This window comes from Balneola sp. (assembly GCA_002694685.1).
Classification (GTDB): domain Bacteria; phylum Bacteroidota; class Rhodothermia; order Balneolales; family Balneolaceae; genus Gracilimonas.
Genome location: NZMW01000009.1, coordinates 1 through 5769, shown reverse-complemented (window position 1 = coordinate 5769; position 5769 = coordinate 1). Strand labels below are relative to the sequence as shown.

Here is a 5769-nt window from a genome sequence, read left to right as displayed (position 1 = left end):
GGTGAATACAGGCAGAATGCTGAAATGATTTAATGAGAACGTATTATCTACGGTGGGGAAACTATGTGCCCTTGACAATGTCCTTTTTAAAGATGTTATGTTACGATTTCGAGTATTAAGTTATTTTCTTTCCACCTTTCCATCTTCAAAAATCGAATATAGCAGGAAAATAATGAAGCTTATCAAAGCAAATGAAGCAAAAAAGAATAAAACGCCTGCAAGGATAGAGTTAACTAGGCTAAGCTTAACTAATTCACCTTCAAAAGTTAGAGTTCCATTGTAAGCTGAAGTAGAAATGATAATACCTATTAAAGCCAGTGAAACAGCCCAAATTCGAATGAATAATTTTTTATTTGGTAATAGGCGCATAGATAACTCAAAAAAGTAACATAACGACCCAGCGTTTAAGCGGCGAGCCGAGTTGTTAAAATTAAGGTTCCGAACCCTAAACGAGTCCGCTTGAAACGCCTTGTTATACTGCCGATATTTTATTGAACGTCTCAATTATTCGTAATCAAAATAGTACTTTTATCGCAACTACGATTAAACTTATAAATAGACCTATTGTTGAAACCCCAATATGAAATAAAATAAGCTTCATTTTCCAGTCTTGTTCTTTCCATTGTTGGAAGTTTTCTCTAAAGGCAAAGCAAATTAGTAAAGAAATAATGGTATATATTAGAAGTTCTAAGAAAAAGCTATCCATCAATATCAACTATATTTGCTTTTTAAATTTTAGCCTGGCAGTATAACGACCCTGCGTTTAAGCGGCGAGTCGAGTTGTTAAAATTAAGGTTCCGAACCCTAAACGAGTCCGCTTAAAACGCATTGTTAGGTAACCAGTTACATTGAGTTTAAAGTTTTAGTAAAACTACCATAGAATCCAAGATGCATTAATTGATCGTCAGAGGTATATAAGCCCAAACCAAATCCTTTGTCTTCTGGGTCATAAAATATCGTATAACCACTTCTTTCACTTGGGTTTTCTTGCAAGACAGTCCAAACCTCAAAAATATCATTACGATTTGATGAGCCAATGTATTCCTCAAGTTTTGGCTCAATTAGAAACTCATCAATGTTCTCAGAATCAATTCCATGAGCTCCTTTCAGAGGATTCTTCTTAAGGTCTTCTTTAATATGTTTTTTTAAGAATTCTCGCATGGTTGGTTACCTAACGGCCCAGCGTTTAAACGGCGCGGGGATTATGATTTGGTTGAAGTAGCAAAATTAATTCCTGGCAATCAAGTTTCCATCGAACCTCGTCCGCGTCCGCTTTAAAACGCATTGTTATACTGCGCAAATATATATGAGCAAAAACTAACTGCTGAAAACCAAAATTATAATTAAAACTAGCGATATAAATACAAAACTAAAGCCGAGATATATCAAAAGAAACTTCATGAAGTTGTCCTGACTTTCCCAGTTTTTGTATCTATCAATATTGGTTGCAACAAATGTCCCTGATACACAAACAATTAAAATTAATAAAACTAGTACATTATCCATTATTTGTTGTATCAAAAGAAGCAGTATAACGACCCAGCGTTTAAATGGCGCGGAGATTATAATTTAGTTGAAGTAGCGAAATTAATTCCTTACAAACAAGTTCGATCGAATCTCGTCCGCGTCCGATTTAAAACGCCTTGTTATAGGGCGGATGATTAATCTATTAGCATCGAGGTTACAGCTTCTTTAAGATATTTTTCTCGTAAATCTTTATGAGCAATATTTCCATTTCTATCTATCAAATAGGTTCTCGGAATATAAACTGAATTATAGAGTTGAGATACCTCACCATATCCATCATCAAAAATTTGATACCAATCTAAATTATGATCACTGATGAAACTTTTAACTCTTTCAATATCTGTATCCAGAGAGATACCTACCATGATAAAATCATTTCTATCTTTAAAAGATGCGTAAAGATCTTTTAAAGATGGCAGTTCTTTTATGCAAGGTCCGCAGGAAGTTGACCAAAACTCTAATAGGACAATTTTACCACGAAATTCTGATAAATCTATAGACTCACCTGAGATAGAAGTTGTAGAAAAAGACGGGGCTTTATCACCGATCTGAAGAGAATGTATCTCATTGTAATATGATCTGGCCTTATCTACTATAGTTTGGCTACCTGCAAGTACGGAATCACGGTTTAATTCCAGTACTCTTAGTAAATATTCATTAGCATTGTCATATTCTTGTTGAACGAAATAGTTCTTTGCTATATAAAATGAGAGATGAGTTTGAGTCACATTACTCTTAGTGTCATTATTCCACTCAACCAACTTTTGGATATGATTTTCATGATCCCTTTTGTTAATAAAAGAAAACCAGCTTTGATTTTGTGCACTGGTTTTAGAAAGATTGTAATAGCTGACAAGATCTCCCCAATAATCCTTATTTATCGAAATCCTGTTTAAGGCCACTTCCATTTTTTCAACTGCACCTGATACATACCAAATGGCAAATGCTCTTCTAAGATTTTCAATGCCATCTTCAGACTCTGGGAACCGGAGGTAATAGCCATATAATTTATCCCCGAAGTATTCCTCATTTCTGAGGTCCGGATGATCATTGTCTGTCTTCTTAAATGTTAAATAATCCTGTTTTATATTCTCATGAACAAGCTTGGCAACAGAATCTGTTTGAACGGAATCGAGATCATTCATTTGAAGCGTGATCAGACCATATTCAGCCAAATCAGTATCGATGCTGACCTGAGTCGTATCAGTTTTGGTACAACTGTAAAGCAACAGACAGGCAAAAAAGAATAATGGCTTGAAAGAAATTTTTAAAGGCATATCTATTTTTTGGTCTTGATAAATAAACTTTGGTTCATTTTTAATTACTGGTAAGCCCTATAACGACCCAGCGTTTAAACGGCGCGGGGATTATGATTTAGTTGAAGTAGCAAAATTAATTCTTGGCAATCAAGGTTCCATCGCACCCCGTCCGCGTCCGATTTAAAACGCCTTGTTATGTTTACCATTTCCTGCCATCAATCGAAGTATGCAAATATGAATCGATTATTTCAGCCACTTTTTGAATTCGAACATCTGATTCATGTTCAGGTACATTTCCAGAAACAAAAGCTCGATAACTTTCTCCAATTTTAATCTCAACTACATAAGAGTGGCCATCTGTATAGCCATAAGAACGTTCAACTTTCGTTGGTAATTTCAAAACACCTTCATTTTTAAGTTTCTTCCAAAGTGTCTTAAAACTAGCTTCTGATTGAAGTTCTGTAAAAAATAAAGAATCGGTGAATTGAGGAATTTCATTAAATGTCTCACCGCTTTCAGCTCGTTCAAGATCACAATCGATTTGATTGGTAAATTCTTTATCGATGGTGACTAAACTTTTTAAACTATCGCTAACTCCTTCTTTGTGTGACAGTACTTCACAAGTTCGAATTTCAATAGTATAAGCTTTCCAGTTTCCTTTAGTCCGATTAAGAATAATACCGCGATCACCACGAACTCCAAACCCAGCCCAAATTCTGAATTCAAGATCACCCTCTTGTAAATTTTTTTCTTGAAGACTGCCGAATTCTGAATCTTCACCCCAGCTTTGACTTACTTCTAATAAGTGATTGTTTTCTGGAAAACCAGGAGCCATTTTCTCCTCACTACAACTCAGTAAGAAAATAGATAAGATTAAAATGGAAAGATGTTTCATAGGTGAACATAACGACCCAGCGTTTAAACGGCGCGGGAATTATGATTTAGTTGAAGTAGCTAAATTAATTCCTGGCAGTCAAGTTTCCATCGCACCCCGTCCGCGTCCGATTTGAAACGCATTGTTATGCCTCGCGGCTGCTAATGACAAACTCTCTGTACTCTTTCCAGTTTTTGAAATCTTCGGAAGACTTTTCTGGCGTAAAAATTCCATTGGAATCAAAAGCTCTTAATTTAAGATGCTGCAAAATAGCAGAAATTACAATCAGGGCATTTTCATCTCCCCTTGCATGAAAAGCAAAACTAGATACTACTTCATCATCTCCAAGATTTATTTCAACTGAAAATGTTTCTCCTTCAATTATTCCCCAAGCTGGATCAGAAAAGTTGGCTTCAGGTACGATTTCTAGAATCCTTGAAGTTATTTCGCTTTTTGAACCAACAGGTTGAGGCTGAAAACTCTCAGGAATTTCCTTAATGGATTTTGCAGACTCCGGTATATCCTGTACAAATATGTCCCAACTCATAGAAAGTAATTTAGAGGCATAACGACCCAGCGTTTAAACGGCGCGGGGATTATAATTTAGTTGAAGTAGCGAAATTAATTCCTGGCAATCAAGTTTCCATCGCACCCCGTCCGCGTCCGATTTAAAACGCATTGTTATACCTATTTTTCTCTGAAAGGGTCAGGAAGCAATTCTTCACCAGTTATGTGATTTAACCATTTTTTAGCCATTATTTCAGTTAAAGAAGCATTCCAAAGTAACCATTCACCAGAAAATTCGGATCCAAGACGTTTGCTGTTAAATGTATGTCCATGCGAACGTAAAGTTAAATACTGACCAGGATTCTTACTGGCAAGGCTATCGAGTTTGTTTGTTCCAGACTGTTTCAAACGAAAAAGTAATCCAAAACTGTCATCTGGATATGGCGAATTAGGATTCTTGTAAACCTGAACTGTCAAAATATCGTCTGTATTTATTGAAGCCTCTTTCACTGTATGTTGAACAGAAGTTCCTTGTTGAGCCTTTTCATTCATTAGATGAAATTTTACGTCCGCATTTGATTTCAATTCAATTTCTTGTCCATAAATTTTTGGGCTGGTAAAAAAGAGAATTACGGAAAACAATAAAAGTATCTTCATAGAATCCTAAATAAAATGGGTATAACGACCCGGCGTTTAAGCGGCGAGTCTGGTTTTAATTAAAGTTTCGAACCCTAACCGAGTCCGCTTGAAACGCTTGTTATACAACCACTTGCTAATGGACTGATAACTTGAATTTGTTAACATTATATATAAGAATTTTGATATTTGAATAGTACCATCCATGCCAACCGGTAACCCACGATTCATGAAAATGATCTTTCCAACCATTTGGATCTTCTGAAAAATCTAAAAACTGAATCATCAATATCTGGTCGCCATTTTCTGAATAATATCCAATGTACTGCCTGTATAAATTTGGATATTTTTCATTCAATTCCGTGATCCACCTCAAACTCGATTTTCGATATTCAGACTTTTCCTTTTCTGAAATAGGATAATCATACGAAGGTTTGTTTGATAAATAATTATCAGTGGATTCTAAGAATGCAGTACTAAACTGATTTTCAATATATGGTTCAACCTGTCTGAGCAATGTTGGTGAAGGTGTGAATCGCCTTTTGTTTTGTAAACTTTGATCAGGAGCATCATACTCGGCAGGAAAAACTGAAGCAAAGCCATTTCCAATTCGCATGACTTCTACGCTATCAACTAAATCGGAAGAAACTGGAAACCAGACAGTACCACCACCTTCACTATTTCTGAAAGTTGAACAGCTTAGCGTTCCAAACAAAACTATGGCGAGCAAAATGTGTCTCATAGATAGGTTGGCTTGGTTGTATAACGACCCAGCGCATAACGGGCGCGGAGATTTTGAGTTAATTAACGGCTAAAATTTAAAAACAAGCAACACTGAAAATCGAAGCTCCGTCCGCGTCCCAGTTGATGCGCTTGATCTTTACAAAAAGGACGTCCTCACCTAGATTAGCGTTTCGACACGAACAAATCCAGGGAGGACATCATGATTCACGTAGGAATCGATTT

Annotated in this window: 8 protein-coding genes; all 8 read right to left on the bottom strand. The window is 36.1% G+C overall.

Annotated features, from left to right (window positions below; translation table 11 throughout):
• Window positions 1-120: 120 nt before the first annotated feature.
• The 8 genes from CL667_09585 to CL667_09550 all read right to left on the bottom strand — a co-directional run bounded on the left by CL667_09585 (window position 121) and on the right by CL667_09550 (window position 5545).
• On the bottom strand, window positions 121-369 hold the full coding sequence (locus tag CL667_09585) for a hypothetical protein (protein MAL17951.1): 249 nt from the start codon (window positions 367-369) through the stop codon (window positions 121-123).
• A 145-nt stretch (window positions 370-514) separates the two neighbouring features.
• Window positions 515-706 (bottom strand): hypothetical protein, encoded by a 192-nt coding sequence (locus tag CL667_09580; GenBank protein ID MAL17950.1) that lies wholly within the window; start codon window positions 704-706, stop codon window positions 515-517.
• 137 nt (window positions 707-843) lie between these two features.
• Window positions 844-1161 (bottom strand): hypothetical protein, encoded by a 318-nt coding sequence (locus CL667_09575; protein MAL17949.1) that lies wholly within the window; start codon window positions 1159-1161, stop codon window positions 844-846.
• A gap of 500 nt (window positions 1162-1661) precedes the next feature.
• A complete protein-coding gene (locus CL667_09570) occupies window positions 1662-2804 on the bottom strand; it encodes a hypothetical protein (protein MAL17948.1) in 1143 nt (380 codons plus the stop codon).
• A 181-nt stretch (window positions 2805-2985) separates the two neighbouring features.
• The gene (locus tag CL667_09565) at window positions 2986-3621 is read right to left on the bottom strand and encodes a hypothetical protein (protein ID MAL17947.1); all 636 of its coding nucleotides are present in this window, start codon (window positions 3619-3621) and stop codon (window positions 2986-2988) included.
• A 184-nt stretch (window positions 3622-3805) separates the two neighbouring features.
• Entirely contained in the window at window positions 3806-4207 is a 402-nt protein-coding gene (locus CL667_09560) for a hypothetical protein (GenBank protein ID MAL17946.1), read from the bottom strand.
• Window positions 4208-4347: 140 nt separating this feature from the next.
• Entirely contained in the window at window positions 4348-4824 is a 477-nt protein-coding gene (locus CL667_09555) for a hypothetical protein (protein ID MAL17945.1), read from the bottom strand.
• A 115-nt stretch (window positions 4825-4939) separates the two neighbouring features.
• Window positions 4940-5545 carry a hypothetical protein gene (locus CL667_09550; GenBank protein ID MAL17944.1) on the bottom strand — a complete coding sequence of 202 codons (606 nt, stop codon included), beginning with the start codon at window positions 5543-5545 and terminating at the stop codon, window positions 4940-4942.
• Window positions 5546-5769 lie beyond the last annotated feature (224 nt).